This is a genomic window from Litchfieldia alkalitelluris, from assembly GCF_002153425.1.
Classification (GTDB): domain Bacteria; phylum Bacillota; class Bacilli; order Bacillales; family Salisediminibacteriaceae; genus Evansella; species Evansella alkalicola.
Map to the genome: position 1 here is coordinate 3,258,488 of NZ_KZ119600.1, position 22,654 is coordinate 3,281,141.

19 protein-coding genes and 1 riboswitch are annotated in these 22,654 nt (G+C 37.5%); of the genes, 3 read left to right on the forward strand and 16 right to left on the reverse strand.

All coding sequences use genetic code 11. From position 1 onward, the window contains the following. Positions 1-18: 18 nt before the first annotated feature. Positions 19-627, reverse strand: coding sequence for a succinate dehydrogenase cytochrome b558 subunit (locus tag BW724_RS15780; RefSeq protein ID WP_088076141.1), 609 nt, complete (start codon positions 625-627; stop codon positions 19-21). A gap of 409 nt (positions 628-1,036) precedes the next feature. Beyond that, entirely contained in the window at positions 1,037-2,386 is a 1,350-nt protein-coding gene (locus BW724_RS15785) for a TrkH family potassium uptake protein (protein WP_088076142.1), read from the reverse strand. Positions 2,387-2,555: 169 nt separating this feature from the next. On the opposite strand from BW724_RS15785, the gene BW724_RS15790 reads away from it, so the two are divergent. Beyond that, the gene (locus BW724_RS15790; protein ID WP_088076143.1) at positions 2,556-2,999 is read left to right on the forward strand and encodes a YslB family protein; all 444 of its coding nucleotides are present in this window, start codon (positions 2,556-2,558) and stop codon (positions 2,997-2,999) included. 221 nt (positions 3,000-3,220) lie between these two features. On the opposite strand, the gene BW724_RS15795 is transcribed toward BW724_RS15790, so the two are convergent. From BW724_RS15795 to BW724_RS15825, 7 genes are all read right to left on the reverse strand, one after another. Continuing rightward, a complete protein-coding gene (locus BW724_RS15795; RefSeq protein ID WP_088076144.1) occupies positions 3,221-4,462 on the reverse strand; it encodes an aspartate kinase in 1,242 nt (413 codons plus the stop codon). Positions 4,463-4,641: 179 nt separating this feature from the next. Then, positions 4,642-4,818: riboswitch (Lysine riboswitch) on the reverse strand. A gap of 222 nt (positions 4,819-5,040) precedes the next feature. Further along, positions 5,041-6,813, reverse strand: a complete 1,773-nt coding sequence (uvrC, locus tag BW724_RS15800; protein WP_216943323.1) for an excinuclease ABC subunit UvrC — start codon at positions 6,811-6,813, stop codon at positions 5,041-5,043. 150 nt (positions 6,814-6,963) lie between these two features. Further along, complete coding sequence (trxA, locus tag BW724_RS15805; RefSeq protein ID WP_088076146.1) at positions 6,964-7,278, reverse strand: thioredoxin; 315 nt, start codon at positions 7,276-7,278, stop codon at positions 6,964-6,966. 269 nt (positions 7,279-7,547) lie between these two features. Next, a complete protein-coding gene (locus BW724_RS15810) occupies positions 7,548-8,519 on the reverse strand; it encodes an electron transfer flavoprotein subunit alpha/FixB family protein (RefSeq protein WP_088076147.1) in 972 nt (323 codons plus the stop codon). Positions 8,520-8,541: 22 nt separating this feature from the next. Next, complete coding sequence (locus BW724_RS15815; protein WP_088076148.1) at positions 8,542-9,312, reverse strand: electron transfer flavoprotein subunit beta/FixA family protein; 771 nt, start codon at positions 9,310-9,312, stop codon at positions 8,542-8,544. Positions 9,313-9,383: 71 nt separating this feature from the next. Further along, on the reverse strand, positions 9,384-10,163 hold the full coding sequence (locus BW724_RS15820; RefSeq protein WP_235848991.1) for an enoyl-CoA hydratase: 780 nt from the start codon (positions 10,161-10,163) through the stop codon (positions 9,384-9,386). Between the two features lie 69 nt (positions 10,164-10,232). Continuing rightward, on the reverse strand, positions 10,233-10,820 hold the full coding sequence (locus tag BW724_RS15825; RefSeq protein ID WP_088076149.1) for a TetR/AcrR family transcriptional regulator: 588 nt from the start codon (positions 10,818-10,820) through the stop codon (positions 10,233-10,235). A gap of 252 nt (positions 10,821-11,072) precedes the next feature. Here BW724_RS15825 and BW724_RS24455 point away from each other — a divergent pair, with 252 nt between their 5' ends. Further along, a complete protein-coding gene (locus BW724_RS24455) occupies positions 11,073-11,153 on the forward strand; it encodes a YjcZ family sporulation protein (protein WP_419178078.1) in 81 nt (26 codons plus the stop codon). Between the two features lie 82 nt (positions 11,154-11,235). Here BW724_RS24455 and BW724_RS15830 read toward each other — a convergent pair whose 3' ends face one another. The 7 genes from BW724_RS15830 to zapA all read right to left on the reverse strand — a co-directional run bounded on the left by BW724_RS15830 (position 11,236) and on the right by zapA (position 21,464). Then, complete coding sequence (locus BW724_RS15830; RefSeq protein WP_088076150.1) at positions 11,236-12,942, reverse strand: AMP-binding protein; 1,707 nt, start codon at positions 12,940-12,942, stop codon at positions 11,236-11,238. A gap of 376 nt (positions 12,943-13,318) precedes the next feature. After that, a complete protein-coding gene (locus tag BW724_RS15835; protein ID WP_088076151.1) occupies positions 13,319-15,028 on the reverse strand; it encodes a long-chain-fatty-acid--CoA ligase in 1,710 nt (569 codons plus the stop codon). Between the two features lie 978 nt (positions 15,029-16,006). Continuing rightward, a complete protein-coding gene (locus BW724_RS15840) occupies positions 16,007-16,414 on the reverse strand; it encodes a DUF350 domain-containing protein (protein WP_088076152.1) in 408 nt (135 codons plus the stop codon). A 16-nt stretch (positions 16,415-16,430) separates the two neighbouring features. Next, positions 16,431-18,797: an endonuclease MutS2 gene (locus BW724_RS15845; RefSeq protein WP_088076153.1), complete on the reverse strand. Its 2,367-nt coding sequence runs from the start codon at positions 18,795-18,797 to the stop codon at positions 16,431-16,433. A 26-nt stretch (positions 18,798-18,823) separates the two neighbouring features. Next, positions 18,824-20,554, reverse strand: coding sequence for a DNA polymerase/3'-5' exonuclease PolX (gene polX / locus BW724_RS15850; protein WP_088077971.1), 1,731 nt, complete (start codon positions 20,552-20,554; stop codon positions 18,824-18,826). A gap of 116 nt (positions 20,555-20,670) precedes the next feature. Further along, complete coding sequence (locus tag BW724_RS15855; protein WP_088076154.1) at positions 20,671-21,207, reverse strand: CvpA family protein; 537 nt, start codon at positions 21,205-21,207, stop codon at positions 20,671-20,673. Between the two features lie 5 nt (positions 21,208-21,212). Then, on the reverse strand, positions 21,213-21,464 hold the full coding sequence (gene zapA / locus BW724_RS15860) for a cell division protein ZapA (RefSeq protein ID WP_088076155.1): 252 nt from the start codon (positions 21,462-21,464) through the stop codon (positions 21,213-21,215). A gap of 171 nt (positions 21,465-21,635) precedes the next feature. Between zapA and rnhC the strand changes: the two genes are divergently transcribed. Continuing rightward, positions 21,636-22,595, forward strand: a complete 960-nt coding sequence (rnhC, locus tag BW724_RS15865; protein WP_088076156.1) for a ribonuclease HIII — start codon at positions 21,636-21,638, stop codon at positions 22,593-22,595. The last annotated feature ends 59 nt before the right edge of the window (positions 22,596-22,654 follow it).

Here is a 22,654-nt window from a genome sequence, read left to right on the forward strand (position 1 = left end):
AACACTCCTTCTTTTTGGCTACACAAATGCTAAGATTGCTCGAATTCCTATGAAAGACATTACGATGAAAAATCCCATTGTTACATAAGTTGCAATAAGTTGAGATCGTGGAGAAACGGTAATTCCCCATGTTACAGCGAATGACCATAATCCATTAGCTAAGTGGAATGATGCTGCGATAATAGAAATGATATATGCAGCCAAAGCAAGAGGGTTATCTACAATATTTGCCATCATATCGTAGTTCACTTCTGCTCCGAAAGCCTTTTGAATTCTAGTGTCCCAGACATGCCAGGCCACAAAAATAATTGTTATTACTCCTGAGATGCGCTGTAATCGGAACATCCAGTTCCGAAAATAGCTGTATGTAGACGTATTGTGCTTTGCCTGAAAGGCAATGTATAGACCGTAGATCCCATGAAACAGAATTGGTATATAAATTAGAACAAATTCCATAACAAGTAAAAATGGTAGTTTTTCCATAAACCCTGCAGCTACATTATATGCTTCTGGCCCATTAACAGCTTGATAGTTAATCATGAAATGCACTATCAAAAAGGCTCCCAAAGGTATAACGCCCAGCAAGGAATGGATTTTACGGTAGAAAAATTCACGGTTAGTGGACATCAAACTTTCCCCCTAGTCATATTTTTTCTTTTTTAAGCTCATAAAACCTGTGTAGAGATGCTGTATTTTTGCCTCCTTTTCTCAAATTCTATGATTCTATGAATTCATATATTGATAAATTATACACAAGTTTTGAACATTTTGTGAACATGTTAATTTTACTCCTGAGACCGAATTACGTCAAGAAAGCGTATACACCTTTTATTTTAACAGAAAAGCGTGAAATAGAACACAATCTTTATAATTTTCTAATAAAATTAGCTGTGATTCCCCTCACTGCACCTCCCTCAAATACTTGATAAGGCACTCTTTTCCGAAGAAATGGAGTGCCTTATTTTTATTTACTAATAATGTTCACAAAATTGTCATTAATGCCAATTCTGTTTTTTTAGTATATCATTTTTTTGAGTTATCCAATAATAATACGCTCTGTTGGATACTTGAAATTCGTTTTCTTTTCCTTACCTCGTACTGAGAAAAGGAATGCAACTAAACCGACACGCCCGATTAACATGAGAACCATCAGGGTGATTTGACTTGGCAATGAAAGATCAGGGGTAATTCCCATAGATAATCCACACGTTCCAAAGGCAGAACTCACTTCAAATATAATGGCCATTAATTCAAGCTCTCCACTATGTTCAAAGGCACTTACAAAAATAATAGACAAGAAAAGTCCAACAACAAAAACACTTAGGACAATAAACGCCTTTTGACGATCTTCCTGATGAATTTCACGCCCGAATGCTTTAACATCACTACGTCCTAAGGCAAAGCTCCTAATAGTAAGGAACATAACCGCCAAGGTCGTCGTCCGAATTCCACCACCTACACTAGACGGGCTTGCCCCAATAATCATTAGTCCAGATAAGAGCAGGAGGCTAGCTAAAGTTAAATTGGAGACATCCATCGTAGATAAGCCACCACTTCGAGCAGTTGCAGAGTTAAAAAGTGAAAAGAATAACTGCTGATGCCATGTGAGCCCCTGATAATATGCATTACTTTCTAAAATCCAAAGTCCAATTACTCCAATGATAAAAACAATAAAATAAGTTGATACAGCAATTTTTGTAAATAAACTAAATCTAAAACTCCTATCCTTAGAAGCAAAATAAGCTCGTACTTCTAAAAGAACAGGAAAACCAATCGCACCTGCGAAGATTAATAATATATTAATTAATTGTACAAAATAATCATCTGCAAAAGGCACTAATGATTGCCCAGTTACATCAAAACCAGCATTAGTAAAAGCTGTTAACGCCCCAAAGGCACCTTGATAAAAAGCTTCTGCAGCAGTATCAAAGTAATTCAAATAATATGTACCTAAAATTAATGCACCTATCAGTTCGATTCCTAAGGCAACACCTAATATTCCCCTCATTAAGCTCACAAGGCCAGAAAAGGCAATTTGGTTTTGGTCTACCATAATCAGCATCCGCTGGGATAAAACTATTTTACGGCCAAAAATCATCCAAATAAATGTTCCTAAGGTCATTACACCAATTCCGCCTAGTTGGATTGCTAGAGCAAGGAAAAATACTCCCCAACCGCTATACGTTTCAGAAACGTTAACAACAGTGAGACCAGTTACACTCACTGCACTGACAGATGTGAATAGTGCTTCAGAGAAAGAGACATACACTCCTTCCTGCGCAGAAATAGGTAATGCCAAGAAAATGGCAAACACAAACATAGCTATAATATATGATAATACTATAATTCTAAATGGACTGAGAAATTTACTTAATCCCAATTTCATCTAATTTTACCTCCGATTTATTTCGGGATTTAGTATATCATTAGTTCATCTCAGTTACCATAAGGTATTATAGTTTTCATAATAATTCTCCTTAAATTAGCATTAATGTGGTAATATGATTAAGGAAATAATGAAAGATAGACGATCAGGATACGGGGGATAATGTTTGATGGAAAACAAAAGTAAATCGCTTGAACTGAATGAAGAAAATATGAACGTTCCAACCTATAGTTATCAGTTACTCAGACATATGCTAATTCCTGAACTTCTAGGAAAAGAAGAAGAGATGATCTTGTACTGGGCTGGTAAATCAATCGCTAGAAAATTATATGAAGATGGTGTGCCAGAATTGAGCTCCTTCTTTGAACAAGCTAGTTGGGGAACACTTTCTTTATTAAAAGAAAAACGTACAGAAAAACAATATGAGCTTATTGCCCCTTTAATGGAAAAAGATCGTCCACTTACTTTAGAATGCGGTTTCCTCGCCCAATGGACTGAATTTCAACAAGGTTTTATAACAGAAGCCACTTATGAGTTAAAAAAGAAAAAGCCATGTACTTATCGAATCATTGTCAGATGGGACAAAGGAGATCCAGTGGGGGATAGAACATAAGGCTAACCTAACCTGAGTGATTTTATTAAATATTTATAAACAACTTGAAGCTAAGGCTGTCCCAAGAGGGCGCCTTTTATTTTTTAGCTTTGTTAATAAAAAGAAAATATGCGCAAAAGAAAGACTTTTGCGCATACTCTGAATTCTCCTTATATAAGCCACTAAAAAGAAAGATAGTCTTTCAATCACTGTTCAACTGCTGTGATTTTTGTGACTTCCTATTAAGAAGTCACCTTTTCAGCTTCCTTCACTGCATCTAAATCAAAGGCTTTATGTAGTGCCTCTACACCTTTGACCATATCTACTTCAGGCACAACAGCCGATACTTTAATTTCAGAAGTACTAACCATCTTTATCGTAATTTCCTCTTCAGCTAAGCAGCTAAACATATTGGCAGCAACCCCTGGGTTAGATACCATTCCTGAACCGACGATTGAAACCTTTGCTAAGCCTTCTTCATGACGAATTTGTTTAAAGCCAAGTAGTTCCTGTCTAGTATTTAAAATTTCCAAGGCTTCTTCTAATTTTTGAGTATGAATAGAAAATGATACATTCAACTCATTTTCTCCTGTTAATTGTTGGATGATAATATCCACATCTATACCTGACCCCGCCAATGCTGAAAATACATTAGACATGGAATCATATTCATTTGGTAATCTTTCTATTGTAATTTTCGTTACTGCACCTTCAAATGCTAATCCTCTTACTACTAAATTCTGCTCCATTGATGCTTCCTCCTCAACGATTGTCCCTTCGGCATCAACCATACTTGACCGCACGATTAGGGGTAATTGATAATTTTTTGCAAATTCAACTGCCCTTGGGTGTAGAACACCTGCCCCAAGATTAGCAAGCTCCAACATCTCATCATATGAAATACTCTGTAATTGACGGGCCTGCTTTGCCACACGAGGATCACATGTATATACTCCTGTTACGTCCGTAAAAATTGTGCAAGATTCCGCATTTAATGCCGCAGCTATGGCAACTGCCGTCGTATCTGAACCACCGCGACCTAAAGTTGTGATTTCCCCATCCTCTGACATACCTTGAAAGCCTGCAACAATGACTACTTTATCTTCATTAAGGTAAGACTCTACTCTTTCAGTATCTATGCCTGTTATTCTCGCATTTTGATGCACAGGCTCAGTTTTAATACCCGCTTGCCACCCAGTTAACGATACGGCACTTATTCCCATTTCCTTGAGTGCCATTACCATCAAAGAGATAGTAACCTGTTCACCAGTGCTTAAAAGCATATCCATTTCCCGCTTATCAGGTGATTCACTAATATCATGCGCAAGTTCCACTAATGCATCTGTTGATTTCCCCATAGCTGATAACACGGTGACTACGCGATTACCTGCATCTCTTTCTTGTTTAATTCTCTGTGCAGCTCGCTTAATGCGGGATACATCACCTACTGATGTACCACCGAACTTCTGAACAATCGTTGCCAACAAAAACGCCTCCTCTTCTTAATCAACCAATCTGACAATTTCCCTTTTTCTGTAAAAGATAAACTGGAATTTCTTCTTGCCGAAAAAGAGTAGACCAAACTCACTACAAAAAAACGGCAGTGGGAGGTCCCACTGCCGAATACGACTTTTACAAATCTTAAAAAATATCAAAAGCCGCTCCGTGAGATAGTCCTCCATACAATATTTGTATGACAGTCCTGCACTTATTCAATGCAGGCCCAGAGTATTACTGATGAGAGGTAATTACTCTTCGGCGGTGTCCCCTTTCAGTTGTGCTCATTGAAGCTCATCCTTCTAACACAACGTACTCATGTCCCCGCGCCTCTACCACCACTTCAAGAGCTGAAGTATATGGAATTTAAAATCAAAACTCGTTTTATAGTTTATCAGACAATAAATTCAGACGCAAACTAATCTTTTGGCACTTATTTCATGTTTATAAGTGGATTATCCAACATCGGAGTGATAAACAATACTGAGCATTAATTTCTAGTGTTTATGACTGTTAATCTATCTATATAAGAATTCTATAAAAAAGAAGTACATTTTTCCCTACTTTACTGTTCCTTTATTTTTTCTAAAAGTTCAATTGCTGCTTTTTCCGGGATTCCTACAGCCCTTATTTCTTCCAAGGTTGCTTCCTTGATGCGTTTTAGTGAACCAAACTCCTTCAATAACGCACGTTTTCTTTTTTCACCGATCCCCTCCACATCGTCAATTAGGGAAGTGAACATGTTTTTCTTTCTTGTATTACGGTGAAAAGTAATTGCAAACCTGTGTACCTCATCTTGAATTCGCTGTAACAAATAAAATTCTTGGCTTGTCCTTTTTAGGGGGACCATTTCTGGTGGGTCTCCTGCCATTAATTGAGACGTTCTGTGTTTCTCATCCTTCGCAAGACCGCATACTGGAATCGTTAAACCTAATTCATCTTGTATAATCTCCTGCGCTGCCGAGATTTGCCCTTTACCACCGTCAATGACAATAAGGTCTGGCAATGGTTGCTCTTCTTTTAACAACCTTACATAACGCCTTCTCACCACTTCTCTCATGGATTCATAGTCGTCAGGACCTTGTACATTTTTCACCTTATATTTTCGATAATTCTTTTTATCTGGTTTACCATCAACAAATACAACCATAGCCGAAACAGGATCAACACCTTGTATATTAGAATTATCAAAAGCTTCTATACGGTGTGGGGTGTCAATTCCTAAAGCCTTACCAAGATTCTCCACTGCAACTATGGTTTTCTGTTCATCACGTTCAATTAAATCAAACTTTTCCTTTAATGCAATACTCGCATTTTCACTGGCAAGCTTTACAAGCTCCTTTTTTTGCCCCCGTTTAGGTTGATAAGTCTTCACACCAATAAATTGGGAGACAAGCTTATCATCAATCGTTTCAGGTAAGAATATCTCCTTTGGCTTCTGATGCTGTTCATCTAAATAAAATTGTCCAATATAGGTGTAAAAGTCGTCTTCAGGTTCTTGATAAATTGGAAATAGGGAAACATCTCGTTCAATGAGCTTTCCTTGACGAATGAAAAACACTTGTACGCACATCCAACCCTTATCATAAGCAAAGCCAAATACATCCCTGTCCACTTGATCAGTTAAGGTCATCTTTTGCTTTTCCATCACAGCCTCAATATGCTGCACTTGATCACGGTATTCCTTCGCTCGTTCAAACTCTAGAGCTTCTGATGCCTCAAGCATTTTATTTGATAGCTCTTTTTTTATTTCCTTATGTCCACCATTTAAAAATCTTGTGATTTCTTGTACCATTTCTTGATTTTTCTCTTCCGTTACAACGAATTCACATGGGGCTAAGCACTGTCCGATATGATAATAGAGACACACCCTATCAGGTAAGGTTCGGCACTTTCTTAATGGATATAAGCGGTCTAACAGCTTTTTTGTTTCATTGGCTGCATGGACGTTGGGATATGGCCCAAAGTACTTTCCACCGTCCTTCTTTACCTTTCTTGTAGTAATTAACCGAGGGTGTTCTTCTTTTGTGATTTTTAAAAAAGGGTAGCTTTTATCGTCCTTCAATAGGACGTTATATCGTGGCGCATGCTTTTTAATCAAATTTTGCTCCAACAATAACGCTTCTATATTTGATGAAGTGACAATATATTCAAAATCTCTGATTTCACTGACGAGGCGTTGTGTTTTTTTATCATGTGAACCAGAAAAATAAGAGCGGACACGATTTCTCAACAGCTTAGCTTTTCCAACATATATAATTGTGCCGTGTTTATTTTTCATCAAATAGCACCCTGGTTGTGCAGGTACAAGTGCTAATTTTTCTTTCAGGTCTGACATTCCCCTTCGCTCCTCAGTCATTATTGAAAAATCTCTATCTTAATGATTACACTATAGCATAAGGAATTTCAATCTCACAGTTGAAATAAAAAAGAGAATGCCCCATATTTCTGGTTCACCCTCTTCAGCCTTCTATTCTTGTTTATCTTATTATACGTGTTTGTTAAGTACGCTAGCCAAAGCTTCCTTAGGCTGGAAACCAACCACTTGATCTACAACTTCTCCGTCTTTAAAAACAAGAAGTGTCGGAATACTCATCACACCATATTTACTAGCAGTTTCTTGATTTTCATCCACATCTAATTTAACAATCTTAACTTTGTCTCCCATTTCACCATCAAGCTCTTCAAGTACAGGAGCAATCATTTTACAAGGTCCACACCACGGTGCCCAAAAATCAGCTAATACTACACCTTGACCTGTTTCACTCCCAAAGTTTTGATCAGTAACATTTACAATTGCCATTTAATAATTCCTCCTCAAAAATAAAACAATTTTTTACTTAATATACATTATACTGATAGTAAATCACATTAGATAACAATTTGCTCATCAGCCTTATCTAGAAACAAAAAGTTCACACTCCTATATTATATAAGTTACCCTAATGAAGCAAAAATATTGCTCATATAGATAGCCTAAAAAAAACCAACTCTTTGGAAAGTGCATTTCCATAAGAATTGGTATAAGAAGGACAGTAAATCTATGTTTATTATTCCCACTAGGGGAATGAATCAAACTAAAACCTTTTTGAATTCTTCAGTAAGCTTAGGCACAACATCGAACAAATCTCCAACAATACCATAGTCTGCGATTTGGAAAATTTCTGCTTCTGGATCCTTATTTATAGCTACGATAACTTTGGAGTTAGACATACCAGCAACGTGCTGTATCGCACCACTTATTCCAACAGCAATATATAAGTCTGGTGTAACTACTTTACCTGTTTGGCCAATTTGTAAAGCATAGTCACAATATTCAGCATCACATGCTCCACGTGATGCACCAACTGCACCACCTAATACTTCTGCTAGTTCGTCTAACAGCTTAAAGTTGTCAGCGTCCTTCAACCCACGACCACCAGCAACGATGACAGATGCTTCAGAAAGGTCGACACCAGATGTTGTATTTTTCACCACTTCTTTTATCACCGTTTTTAAGTCAGTAATATCTACTTGAACACTTGCTACTTCACCAGATCGAGATTCATCTTTCTCCAAAGCAGCAATGTTGTTTGGTCGAATAGTAGCAAAAGTGAGCCCATCTTGAACAACTATTTTTTCAAAAGCTTTCCCTGAATAAATAGGTCTAGTAAAAATGACTTCATCGCCAGCAACTTCCAAACTAACAGCATCTGAAACTAATCCTGACTTAAATCGAGCAGCAAGTTTTGGAGCAACATCTCTACCAATAGCTGTGTGACCCAAGATAATTCCGTCTGGATCCTCTTGATCTACAACCTCTTGGATCGCCTGTGCATATCCTTCAGGTGTATAATTTGCTAATTTATCACTCTCAACCGTTAATACACGATCTGCTCCGTAGTATATAAGTTCATTAGCTAAACTGCTAACATTTTCCCCCAGTAAGACTCCAACTACTTCACCATCAGCCGCAACTTCCCTTGCAGCAGCTGTAGCTTCAAATGAAACGTTACGAAAATCACCATCACGTACTTCACCAATAACTAGAACTTTCTTTGACATAGCTATCATCCCCTCCTGTTTGTTATATTACTTTCGCTTCTGTTTTTAACAAAGAAACTAGCTCATTGACTTGATCATCTAGTTCACCATCTAAAATTTTTCCAGCTTCTTTTGCAGGAGGCAAATATCTTTCCACAGTCTTCGTCTTTCCTTCTGCATCCTCCTCATCAAGATCTAAATCATCTAGATCCAATGTTTCCAGTGGTTTCTTTTTCGCTTTCATGATCCCAGGTAATGACGGATATCTAGGTTCATTTAATCCTTGCTGTGCAGTGATTAAAACTGGAAGATCGACCTCAATAACTTCCATATCCCCTTCTACATCTTTTTCTACCGTTGCTTTCCCATCTTGAATTTCTAATTTAACTACAGAAGTGACGTGACTAATACCTAATTGTTCTGCTAGGCGTGGGCCTACTTGACCAGAGCCACCATCTACAGCCACATTCCCACCTAGTATTATATCTACTTCCTTATCTTCAAAGTAAGCACCTAAGATTGTTTGTGTGGAATATTGATCCCCTTCTTCCACATCTTCATCTTCAATTAACACTGCTTTGTCTGCTCCCATTGCAAGGGCAGTTCTTAATTCCTTTTCAGCTTCTTCATCACCTACAGTTACAACTGTTACTTCCCCACCGTGCTCATCACGAAGCTGTATTGCCTCCTCCACAGCGTATTCATCATAAGGGTTTATAATGTACTCTGCACCATCATCAACGATCTCTCCATTTTCGATTTGAATCTTTTCCTCTGTGTCAAAGGTGCGCTTCATAATTACATAAATATTCATGCCATTCCCTCCCATTAGTTAATTAAATCTCTTTAAAATATTCAGTAAATTTTATATAAAAAAATTTATTACTACTGATCTTTGAAACTAGGTTTTCGCTTTTCAATAAAAGCCATTATCCCTTCTTTTGCATCATCTGTTTCAGATATGTCCCCAAATCGCTCTGCTTCTTTTTCCTGTCCCACTTCTACTGTAGCATCTTCAGATAGATTTAATAATTCCAATGCAAATTTTATTGATGTAGCACTTTTATTCCCCATTTTTCTAGCCATCTTAACAGCATTATCCATGATCTCATCTTCTTCGTAGAAGTGATTTGCTAAACCTATCCTACATGCCTCTTCTCCAGAAACGGGTTCAGCTGTTAATAACATTTCTGTTGCTTTCGCCTTACCAACAAGCCTCGGTAGTCGCTGCGTCCCCGCAAATCCTGGGATTAGTCCCAACTGAAGCTCTGGTAGCCCTAATTTGGCCTCTTTAGTTACAAGACGGATATGACAAGCCATAGCCAACTCTAGTCCACCTCCAAGTGCTGCTCCATGAATAACTGCAATTACTGGTTTTGGAAACGCTTCAATTTTTGAAAAAACTTGTTGGCCACTCTTTGCTAACTGCGTGAATTTAGTTTTTCCAGTAGTTTTAGTAAACTCCTTAATATCTGCACCTGCTGCAAAAAAACGCCCTTCCCCATGAAGGATGACAGCCTTTACATCCTTGTCTTCCCTAAGTTGCTCAAATGCATCATCTATTTCCTCAATCATCGTCTGCGATAAAGCATTTGCAGGAGGCTGGTTTAAAGAAACATAACCAATTTCCCTATCCTTACTCACTTGTACCCTGGTTGTTGACACAACAATACCCCCTTTCATAAAACAAAGCTTTTCTATCAAGGTATACAATAATTACCTTGATAGAATCGATTAATGCTTTTTTAAACCATTAAGTAACATTTGATTTAAAGGTTCTGCTAGTGGTGTTAGTTCATAGCGGTGATCTTTCATGACCCAGTTTGTCACGACTTCATCAATAGCACCGAAAATAACTTGCCGTGCAATTCGGATATCTAGACCATCGGAGAAGAATCCTTCCTCCACTCCCTCGATGATGATAGAATCGATTAAACCTAAATAACCTTTTAATATTTCATTAATTCTATTACGTAGGGCGATGTTAGACTGCCTTAGTTCTAGCTGTGTAACGATTGCTAGGTTGTAATCAGCTTCTAACTGCTCAAGGTGCAGTGAAATTAACCTAAGTAATTTATTTTCAACAGATGTTTCTATGTCCAGCTGCTCTTTACTATGTTGAACAAACTTCCCCATTTTCTCCTCGAATAAAGATATTAGAATTGCTTCTTTATTCGTGAAATATAAATATATCGTCCCGTCTGCTACGCCTGCTTCCTTGGCTATTTTAGAAACTTGTGAATTATGATAGCCATTCTCTGCAATCACTTTTACAGCAGCCTCGATAATTTGATCGTATTTTTGTCCTCGTTTTTTTGCCAATATGATCACTTCCCCATTCGCCCTAATAAAAATGAATGATCATTCATTCATGTTTATTATTTTAGATTATCTTATCCTAACTGTCAAATGAATAATCTTTTTTTTAGGAAAAAATGAGGAAAAGTTATCTAGTTGTAGGAGAAGTTCCGCTCTCCACTATACACTAAATTGTACACTTACATACAATATATTAGCCTTTATGAAGGTGAGATTAAAAGTATTAGTTTTACCATGGAAGGTGGTGCTGTATCGATGATCTTTTTAATCACACTAGTGCTATTTATTCTCTTAGTAATTGTGGGAGCTGCGTTTTTCAGTAACCGCCCTTATTAAACCAATAAAACCAGGCCCTATAAGCTTTTAAAATAGCCCGCTATGTTAATCACAGCGGGCTTTACTTCATACTTTCACTTTATCAACTGCTTTGTTTTGTTATTGACTCTGACTTCTTCTTTTCTTCATCTACTAGAGCCCTTCGTAGTACTTTACCTACCATAGTTTTCGGCAATTCATCGCGGAATTCATACAGGCGAGGTACTTTGTAAGCAGAAAGGTGTTTTCTACTAAATTCATTGAACTCTTTTTCCGTCGCTTCAGCACCGTCTTTTAATACAATGAATACTTTCACTGTCTCTCCTCTATAGGGATCAGGAACCCCAATGGCTACAGCTTCCTGAACTGCCTCATGCTCGTAGAGTACTTCCTCAATCTCTCGGGGATAAATATTAAAGCCCCCTGCAATAATCATATCCTTTTTCCTGTCTACAATGTAGAAGAATCCTTCTTCATTCATGTATCCCATATCACCAGTAAGAAGCCAATCATCATGAAATGTTGCTTCCGTCTCCTCTGGTCGATTCCAGTAACCTTTCATTACTTGGGGTCCTTTAATTGCCAATTCACCGATTTCCCCTGGTTCGGCCCTTTCCCCTGTTTCAGCAGATATGATGGCTACATCAGTATCTGGCCAAGGAATACCGATACTACCAGTAGGCCTTTCCCCCCACATTAAATTGAAATGGGTAACAGGTGAGGCTTCCGTAAGGCCAAATCCTTCTGAAAGCTTACCACCAGTTAAGCTTTCAAATCGTTGCTGAACCTCTACTGGTAAAGGCGCAGAACCACTAATACATACTTCAATGGAGGATAAATCATATTTCTTCACGTTTGGATCATTAATTAACCCAATATACATGGTAGGTGCACCTGGAAAAATGGTTGCCTGTTGCTGTTCAATTGTCTTCAACACTTGCTTCGTGTCAAAACGAGGCAATATTACCATTTTTGATCGATCCATTACTGCGTAATTCATACCTACAGTCATGCCATACACGTGGAAAAATGGTAGTGCACATAAAATAACTTCATTTCCATGATCCGTATTATACATCCACTCTTTACATTGGGTAGTATTAGCCACAAGATTATGGTGTGTAAGCATTACTCCTTTAGCTACACCAGTCGTTCCACCTGTGTATTGAAGGAGTGCTAATTCTTCCTTCACATCTATTTCTAATGGTATTTCTTCTACTTTTGAACCTTTTAAAAGTTTTACAAGTGAATGGGTACTATCGTTATACTCCACCTCAGGTTTAAAACCGTAATTTCTCTTTTGAATAAATGGGTAAATGAGATTTTTTGGAAATGGTAAAAAGTCCTTAACACCAGTTACAATGACATGTTCCAGTTGCGTCTTATTAATAACATTCATCACGCGACCATACACTAGGTCAATACAAACCATTACTTTAGCACCTGAATCAACCATTTGATGCTCCAGTTCACGCTCTACATATAATGGATTTGTTTGAACAACAGTGGCACCAGCTAACAAAGCCCCATAATAACAAAATACAGATTGAGGCGTGTTAGGTAACATGATAGCTACGCGATCCCCTTTCTCCACTCCTAAGCTGCGAAGACTATTCGCAAACCGAAGAGCCGCATCGTACACTTCACGAAAGCTCATCTCTTTTCCCATAAAATGAAGAAGTATCTTATCAGGATCTTCCTTTGCTGCTTCCTTTAAATATTCCTGAAGCGGCTTTTCGTCATAATCAATATGGGTAGGAATTTCTTCCGGATAATGAGCTAACCACGGTTTTTGAACTATTTCCCCCATGAAACGTCCTCCTTTGTATCCCCTTTCTAAACAAGACATTCTAAACCCCTCTAATGTCCATTGTAATGAAACCGATTACAAAAATAAACTATTTTGTGACAATTTTTTAAATTTTTTATTTTGTTCGAAATAATGTTACTACTAAAAAGCTTGCAAAAATCACTTTTTTACCATAGCAAATTCAAAATTCCAATGCGATTTAACTATGTACTTCTTGTAATAATGTACTTTTTTAACTTTTTTCATATAGTAAGGAATTTGAATGAAGTTATATCAATTTAATTCCCAAAGCTTTTTTGAAAATATTGTTTGTGCTCAGATGAGCATTATGAATTAGAAAAAACAGGTGAGCGATTAGTTCACTCACCTGTCGGTATTATTTTTCCGATACACCTGCTGCTTCTTTAATTTTTTTCTTTTCTTCCTCTACTAAAACTCGACGTAGAATTTTTCCTACCATCGTTTTCGGAAGTTCTTCCCTAAATTCAATTAATCTCGGAACCTTATAAGCTGCAAGATGTTTCCTAGAAAACTCCTCTAGTTCTTTTTCTGATACATTTCTTCCATCTTTCAGTACTATAAAGGCCTTAACCGTCTCACCACGATATGGGTCAGGCACACCGATGACACAAGCTTCTTGAATATCCTCATGCTCATATAAAACTTCTTCTACTTCCCTAGGATAAATGTTAAATCCTCCAGCTATAATCATATCCTTCTTTCGGTCTACGATATAGAAAAATCCATCTTCATCCATATATCCCATATCTCCTGAAAGGAACCAATCATCTTTAAATGTTGCCTGTGTATCCTCAGGACGATTCCAATATCCCTTCATCACTTGCGGTCCACGAATGACTATCTCTCCGATTTCATTTGTACCTGCTAACTCTCCTGTTTCAGCAGAAAGAACTGCCACATCAGTATCTGGCCAAGGTACTCCAATACTACCTGTTTTCCGTTTTTCCCACAGAAGATTAGAAGTTGCTACAGGAGAAGTCTCCGTTAAACCATAACCTTCGACTAAACGGCCACCTGTGATTTTTTCAAATTTATTTTGAACTTCTAGAGGTAATGGTGCTGAACCACTGATACAAGCTTTGATAGATGACAGGTCATGTTTTCCTATATCAGGGTGGTTTAATAAACCGATGTACATCGTTGGAGCCCCTGGGAATAATGTCACTTTATGCTTTTCTATCGCCTTTAAAATATCCTTTGGATCAAACTTAGGCATAATAATCATTTTATATCCCATACGAATAGATAAATTCATTACCGTTGTCATCCCATAAACATGGAAAAATGGAAGTGCTGCAAGAACAACTTCATTCCCTTCTTCCATCTTATACATCAATTCCTTACACTGTTGCGTGTTGACAGTCAAGTTGTAGTGAGTCAACATACACCCTTTTGCAGGTCCTGTTGTTCCACCTGTATACTGTAACAATGCTAAATCTTCCTTAGGATTAATGTCTACTTCAATCTCATTAGCCTCCCCTTTATTCATAAAGTCTACAAAGGGGTGAAGTTTTTCATTATAGGTTAAATTTACACTAATACCAGTATTTTTCTTTTGAATGAAAGGATAGATCACATTTTTCGGGAAAGGTAAGTAGTCTTTAATTCCAGTCACAATGACATGTTCAAGCTTAGTTTTTTCGAGTACCTTAGCTACCCTTGGATACACAAGATCTAGGCAAATGATCACCTTAGCACCAGAGTCATTCATCTGATGTTCAATCTCCCGCTCCACATAAAGTGGGTTTGTCTGCACTACTATAGCTCCTGCAAAGAGGGCACCATAGTAGGAGATTACAGCCTGAGGTGTATTAGCTAACATAATTGCTACACGATCCCCTTGCTCTACCCCAATAGAGCGTAATTGATTCGCTAGCTTTAATGCTGAATCATACAACTCACTGTATGTCATTTCCTTTCCCATAAAATTGAGTGCAGATTTATTAGGAAACTTTTCTGCAGCTCGTTTAAGGTAGCTTTGTAGTGTTGCAACCTCATAATCAATCGTCCTAGGCTGTTCTTCTGGATAGTGCTCAAACCAAGGTTTTTCTGTCAATGTTTCCATTTCATTCTCCTCCCTTTAAACAAAGATCTCTCCTTTTTAAAATTCAGTGAAAAGTACTCCCAATTTATCTTGAATTAGTACTATAAATACAAACATGAGCACTATATCAAAAATGATTTGAGTTTCCTTTTCACTGATAGGCATTCTCCTCTTAATCCTATTTTAATGAAAACGCATTCAAAAGGAAACCTATTTGTTTCAATTTTTAGAATTTTCTCTAAAGGTGAAGTGAATTACTTCATTTGTTTGAGGGTTAATTCTTGAAAAGTGCAAAAAACTTATCTCCTCACCCATACCCATGAAGTGTATTTTTTAAAACATATTTTTTGAAATTGTTATTTTGTAGGCTCCCATGATAATTAGATTGTTGAAACAACCTGTGGTCATCTCCCTTTCCGCGGGCATGCCGCTTGTTCCTTTATTTAGAGGACTTTATATATAGGAAAAGCCGGGCAATAACCGCCCGGCCTTTGTTGTTCTAGGTCCTGATCATACTCTTTGGAATGCCATAAAGATTACGGGCTCTTGTAACCTTTACCGTATTCTTTCAAATAACCAAAATGAAGACTCAAATTGCTTCGCTACTCCAGTTCAGTCTCCATTCTGAAAAAATGAAGACTCAAATTGCTTATCTTCCTCATTTCAGTCTCCATTCTGAATCAACTCCATAAAAACTGCCGAATTATGTAAATTCTGGTGTATCTTTTTAAAAAAACCATGCTGTTGTTTTTCTTAACAGCATGGCTAACTTGAACTAAACTATTTAAGCAAAAAAGAACCAATACACAAGACCAGAAATAATAAATAATCCACATAAAACAACTAACACTTTCCATAATGTTTCCATATATTCACCTACATAAATATTTATTTCAGTTATGACTCATTCTATTATTCTACCACTATTTTTATTGTAGTGCCCTGTTCAAAGATTAAATTGGTATTGAATATCGCTGCCAAGACTACCTTTTATATTTATCAATGTATACTCGCTCCGATAATATAAGATAATGCTACTGATAATATAAATGACAAGAAACCAACAGCACGATTATCATTCTTTAATTCATTATCTACTTTAAAACCTGGAGTTAAAAATTCAAAAATGAAATAGACAAACACTAGGAGTATGAATCCAAAGGTACCCCATCCTAACATGGCCAGTACTGAATCATTATGCATGATTGAATGACGAAATACATTGGCAACACCGAATATTTTGCCCCCTGTTGCCAATGCAACAGCTACATTCCCATTTTTCAACTCAGTCCAAGTGCTATATCTTGTAACTAATTCAAATATGGTTAAATAAACAACGATAGAAACAACCACGATACTATACATACCAGCTGTGTATATATATTCATGGGCAAATAGATCCCCCATCATTTCCCCCTCCTTATTATTTCAAAGTAACAACAGTTACTCCAGAGCCTCCTTCACCCATACTACCCATTCGAGTTCCTTTTACGTTACGATGTGATTTCAACAAATCCTGTACACCTTTTCGGAGAGCACCTGTACCCTTTCCGTGAATGATAGAGATTTGGTGATAGCCAGCAAGAACAGCATCGTCCAAATACTTTTCCACTTCCATCATGGCGTTCTCGAATCGTTCGCCACGTAAATCGAGCTCTGTTTTCACGTGCGAATCCTTCCCTCTTATGGTAGATAGGGGGTTTTTCTCTACTTGTTTAGGACGGTCAATGTAGAGTAAATCATCCGCCTTTACTTTCATTTTCATCATACCAAGTTGCACAAAGTACTCTTTTTCATTTACTTGTTCAACGATGTGACCTTTTTGATCAAAGCTAAGAACCTTTACTTCGTCCCCAGGGATAAGCTTTTTCTTTCCTTTTTGCTTTACTTTCTCTTGCTCCTTTTGTTTCCGTTTTTCTACTAAGCTTGGAGTTGCTTCTTCTAGACGTTTTTTTGCGTCTATTAGTTCATGGTCTTTTATATGAGGATTATTCTTTTGAATTTCCCTTAACTCTCCGATAATCGATTCTGCTTCTAATTTTGCCTTTTTAACAGATTCTGCTGCTTTTTCTTCCGCTTCTTTTAAAACCTTTTCTTTTTCCCTTTCAAGTCGGGCAAATTCATTTTCTAAATCGCGATGAAGTTTTTCAGCAGCTTTCCTCAGAAGTTCCGTGTCTTCCATTTCCTTTTCAGCGCGCTTTCTACTGTCTTCTAAAGAGGCAATCATATTCTCAATTTTATTTGTATCAGCTCCTATATGGCTTTTTGCATCATCAATAATAGTATCACTTAAGCCCAATCGACGGCTGATAGCAAAAGCATTACTACGTCCAGGTACACCTATTAAAAGCCTGTACGTAGGTCTTAACGTTTCCACATCAAACTCTACACTCGCATTCATTACCCCTTCACGATTATAGGCATATCCCTTCAATTCACTGTAATGGGTAGTAGCAATTACCTTTGCCCCTGCATTGTATACATAGTCAAGAATGGATATGGCTAATGCTGCTCCTTCTGTTGGGTCTGTTCCAGCACCTAATTCATCAAAAAGAACGAGGGAGCGATGATCTACTTGCTCCAATATGTCTACTATATTTGTCATATGAGAGGAGAACGTACTTAAACTTTGCTCAATTGACTGTTCATCACCAATATCTGCAAAAATATGGTTAAATACAGCAGCAGAAGAGCCTTCCTCACAAGGAATTTGTAGACCTGACTGAACCATGAGAGTCAAGAGACCTACCGTTTTTAAAGTAACGGTTTTCCCCCCAGTATTTGGTCCTGTAATGACGAGAGAAGAATAATCTAAACCGATTTCAATATCAATTGGTACAATCTCATCAGAAGGAATTAATGGATGACGAGCTTTCATCATTTTTATGTAACCATCATCATTTAACTTTGGTTGTGTAGCATTAATTTCTTGACTGTAATGTCCTTTGGCAAAAATAAAGTCAACCTCTGTCATGACTTCAACTATCGTCATCAGCTCATCTGCCACTTCACTAACAAGGCTAGAAAGTTCATGTAATATCCTATCAATCTCCATTCGCTCCTTCATTCTCGCCTCTCTTAATTCATTATTAATTTGGACGACGGAACTAGGCTCAATGAATAGGGTAGCTCCAGAAGCGGACTGATCGTGTACCATTCCACCAAAGTGGCTTCTGTATTCCTGCTTAACTGGAATGACAAATCTGTCATTACGTATCGTTATAATAGCATCTGATAGCATTTTTCGGCCACTCGCTGAACGGGTGATACTTTCTAATTTTGAGCGTACATTTGATTCTTGGGATCGTATTTGCTGGCGAATTCCCCTTAAAGCTGGACTAGCAGAATCTAGTACATCTCCATTTTCATCAATCGCCTGTTTAATTTCACGTTCAAGATCAGTTAACGGCGTCATCTGAGCAACTAACTCTGGCAGGATTGTAAGCTCTACTTCATCTTCTACCATTCCTTGAACAAAAGTCTTAAACCTACGACTTCCATAAACAGTTGAAGCGATGTCCAATAATTCCATTTCATTTAAAGCTCCGCCGATTTTAGCACGCTTAACGGCAGTCCTTATGTCTCGGATCCCTCCCAACGGTGCTTGTCCTCTCAATCTTAAAACCTTTGTTCCCTCATATGTTGCATTTTGTTGATGTTGTATGTCAGTTAAATCGAATAAGGGAGTTAACTCCTCTACCCGTTGTTTTCCTAAACTACTACTGGCATGTTGGACTAATTGGTTCTTCATTTTATTATATTCTAATATGCGACAAACCCTTTCTAGCAAAAGGGACACCTCCTTTTCTATCTCTATTACCGTTTAAGGATATATGACCTTAACTCTTCCTCTGACCATGTATTTACAACTGTGCTTTTTTTCAACCATCCTCGCTTACCCGTTTTCACGCCAATTTCCATGTGATTGAGCCAAACAAGATGATGAGCATCAGTATTAATTGCAATTTTTGCACCTGCTGCTTGTGCTTTTGCAACCCATTCAGCAGATAAGTCTAATCGATTAGGATTAGCATTTAACTCTAAAATTGTATTTGTTTCTACAGCCATTTTAATTAATTCATCATAATCTACTGGATAACCCTCTCTTCTCCCAATTACTCTCCCAGTAGGGTGTGCGATCATTGCAACATGAGGATTCTCCATAGCAGTTCGTATTCTTTTCATTATCGTTTGCTTGTCCTGCTGAAATGCAGAATGGATAGAAGCAATGACGAAATCCACATCTTTTAATACATCATCTTCATAATCTAATGTACCGTCTGGCAAAATATCCATCTCTATTCCCGTAAAAATAGTAAAATCATTAAACTGTTCGTTTAGTTTACGGATTTCCTCATGTTGACGTTTCAATCTTTCAACAGTCAATCCGTTAGCAACCTTCAAAAATTGTGAGTGGTCTGTAATTGCCATATATTGATAGCCTCGTTCACGGCATGCATTTACCATTTCCTCAATAGAATCACCACCATCACTCCAGGTCGTATGCATATGCAAATCACCGCGAATATCCTTTAAATCGATTAAGGGATAATCTTCACTATTTTTCTGATAAACCTCTAATTCGCCTTTTCCTTCTCGAATCTCAGGTGGGATATAAGCTAACCCAAAATGATTGAAGAACGCTGCTTCTGTGTCAAAGGTAACGATTTCCCCTGTTTCTTCAATTTCCACACCATATTCACTGATCTTCTGTCCACTTTCCTTAGCACGCTGGCGCATGAAGACGTTATGATCCTTCGATCCAGTAAAATGATGGAGGGTTGTAGTAAATTCAGAATCCTTCACCATTCTAAAATCTACAGGCACAATAAGGTCATCAAACTGGAGTTCAAGACTAATCTTCGTTTCACCATGACCGCTTACCTCTCGAATATTTTCCATCGCAATGATTTGCTCACCAACAGAAACTGGGTCTTTCGTTGATAAGATAAAGTCTAAGTCCTTTACCGTTTCACGTCCACGGCGGAAACTACCTGCTAGTTGGAACCTAATGATCCCTTTCATTTCCTTTAGACGATCCTGGATTAATTCAGCAACAGGTATAACTTGAGCAATGGTTAACCGTTCTGGACGCTTTCCAAACACATCTAAAGCCGCTAATATTTTTTCTTCTGTCTTCTCCCCAAATCCTGGTAAAACTTGAACTTTTTTTTCTTCACATGCTTTTCGAAGAGACTGTACATCAACAACATTCAGCTCCCGATAAAGCTTTCCAATTTTTTTACCCCCTAATCCTGGAAGCTTTAATAGAGGAATTAACCCTTCTGGCAACTCGTCTTTCAACTCATTTAGGAGGCTTGATACACCTGTTTTAACTAACTCTTCTATGACTGCAGCTGTCCCTTTCCCTATACCTTGGAGTGCTGCTGGATCCTCTATTTCATTAATTGTACGTTCATCTTTCTCTAGAGCCATTGCCGCTTTTCTATATGCAGAGATTTTAAACGAATTTTCACCTTTAATCTCTAAATAAACTGCAATGCTCTCAAGTGCTTTAATAATTTCCTTTTTATTTAATGCGCTCATTTGATCACCTTCATGTCTATTTTCTGTTTCATCATATCTATTAATACCACTGCGGTGCAACTGATTCAACCAAGCATATTAAAGATAGCTTCCCGCTAATAACGGAAAGCTATCCTTTAATCAATATTTAACCAAAGCTCCTTTAATCTATCCGAAATGACAGGCGTATAATCAAAGATCATTTGAGCAAAAGATGAATGTTGTAGTACTTCTTGAATAATACCTATTTGTATAAGTGCAGCAAGATGTAAGACGATAACTATGATTAATAATCCCTCGATAAAACCTAGAATACCACCAAGCCAACGATTTATCATATTAAGAATTGGCAGATGAGCTAAAAAGTCAAATAATGATCCCAAAACTTGCATAATTATTTTCGTTCCAAAAAATAGTATAGCAAAGGCAATTCCATTATAATAGACTCTTTCAACTCCAAATGCATCTACTAAAAGAGTCAGCCCGGAATCTTCAGATAATTGCGGAAATGGAATCCACAGTCTTATGTAATGTGCAACTTCTTGATAATAGCTATAAGCAACGTAAAAAGCGACGACAAAACCAAGCAAATGTATGAGCTGGAGAATCAGTCCCCTACGAAAGCCCACAAAAAAGCTGATGACTAATGCAAAAAACAGTAAAAAACTCAGCATCTCTATTAATCCTCATCTTTCTTCTCTTTTTCCAACGCTTCTAACAATGATAGATATTCATTTCCAATATTCACGGCTGTTAGTACAGCTAATTTATTTGTATCTAAATATGGGTTATTGGTCTTTATATCACGCATTTTCTGATCAATAAATTTAGCTACCGCTTTAACATGTTCTGGGTTTTCTGAACCCACAATAGTATACTGCTGTCCATAAATGGATACGATTGTTCGACTCTTTCCTTGTCCCTCTTCCACTCAAAGACCTCCATTCGTCATAGAAATCCTATTTTATATCATACCATGATGAAACGTGTATGAAAATATAAAGTATTAATTAATCATATACAGTGACGAAAATAGTTAGGTTGTCTATACTAATGAAAGAGTATTTAATTCCATTAAACCAATGAAAAGGGTGAATATCTATTGAGCTATGAAGTTCTTAAGGTGTCAAAAAAAACATTGGACGACATGAAAAAAGACTATCAAAATTTCTTAAAAGTTCCAGCCCCACAAGGTGCAGTATTTGCTGCCAAAACAGGTGGCTGTTCCATTACAGGTTATCAATCGGGGAAAGTTTTATTTCAAGGAAAAGAAGCAACCATGGAAGCAAGGAAATGGCAAGGGAATATAACGTCCTCTTCCTCCTCTAGCACTGGCTCTACTAAAAGTGCAAAGAAATCTGTTGATTCCCATTCCTATCAACCTCCTGGAAATTTACCAAATCTCGTTTTATTAGGGAGCGACGAAACTGGAACAGGTGATTATTTTGGTCCAATGACAGTTGTCTGTGCGCATCTTTCTGAATCTCAGATGAAAACAATTGAAAACTGGGGAATTAAGGATTCTAAAATGATTAATGACACAACCATCAAAGAACTAGCTCCCCGATTGATTAAAGAGTGTACATATAGTTTATTAGTTCTAAAAAATGAAAAATATAATTCTCTTCAAGAAAGTGGGATGAATCAAGGTCAAATGAAGGCCCTTCTTCATCACCAGGCCATCACCAATGTGATGAAAAAGTGTCAAGAAGAGGGTTTAAATTATGAAGGCGTTTTGATTGATCAATTTGTAACACCACCAAAATACTTTGATTACTTAAAAACAAAGGGAAAGAAATGGGAGTCTACAAAGCCAATTTACTTCGCAACAAAGGCCGAAAACCTCCACCCTGCAGTTGCAGCCGCTTCCGTTCTTGCTAGATATTCTTTTTTAAATGAAATGGACAAGTTGGAAAAAGAAGTAGGACTTCCAATTCCAAAAGGGGCAGGGCCAAAAGTTGATCAAGCAGCAAGGTTAATCTTACAAACTAAAGGCAAGGACACTCTCTATCGCTGCTCAAAATGGCACTTTGCAAATACGAACAAAGCAATGAGAGGTTGAGAACATAAACATCAATAGAGCTTTATTACCTTTTAATTTTACTGGATCCACACTGAAAA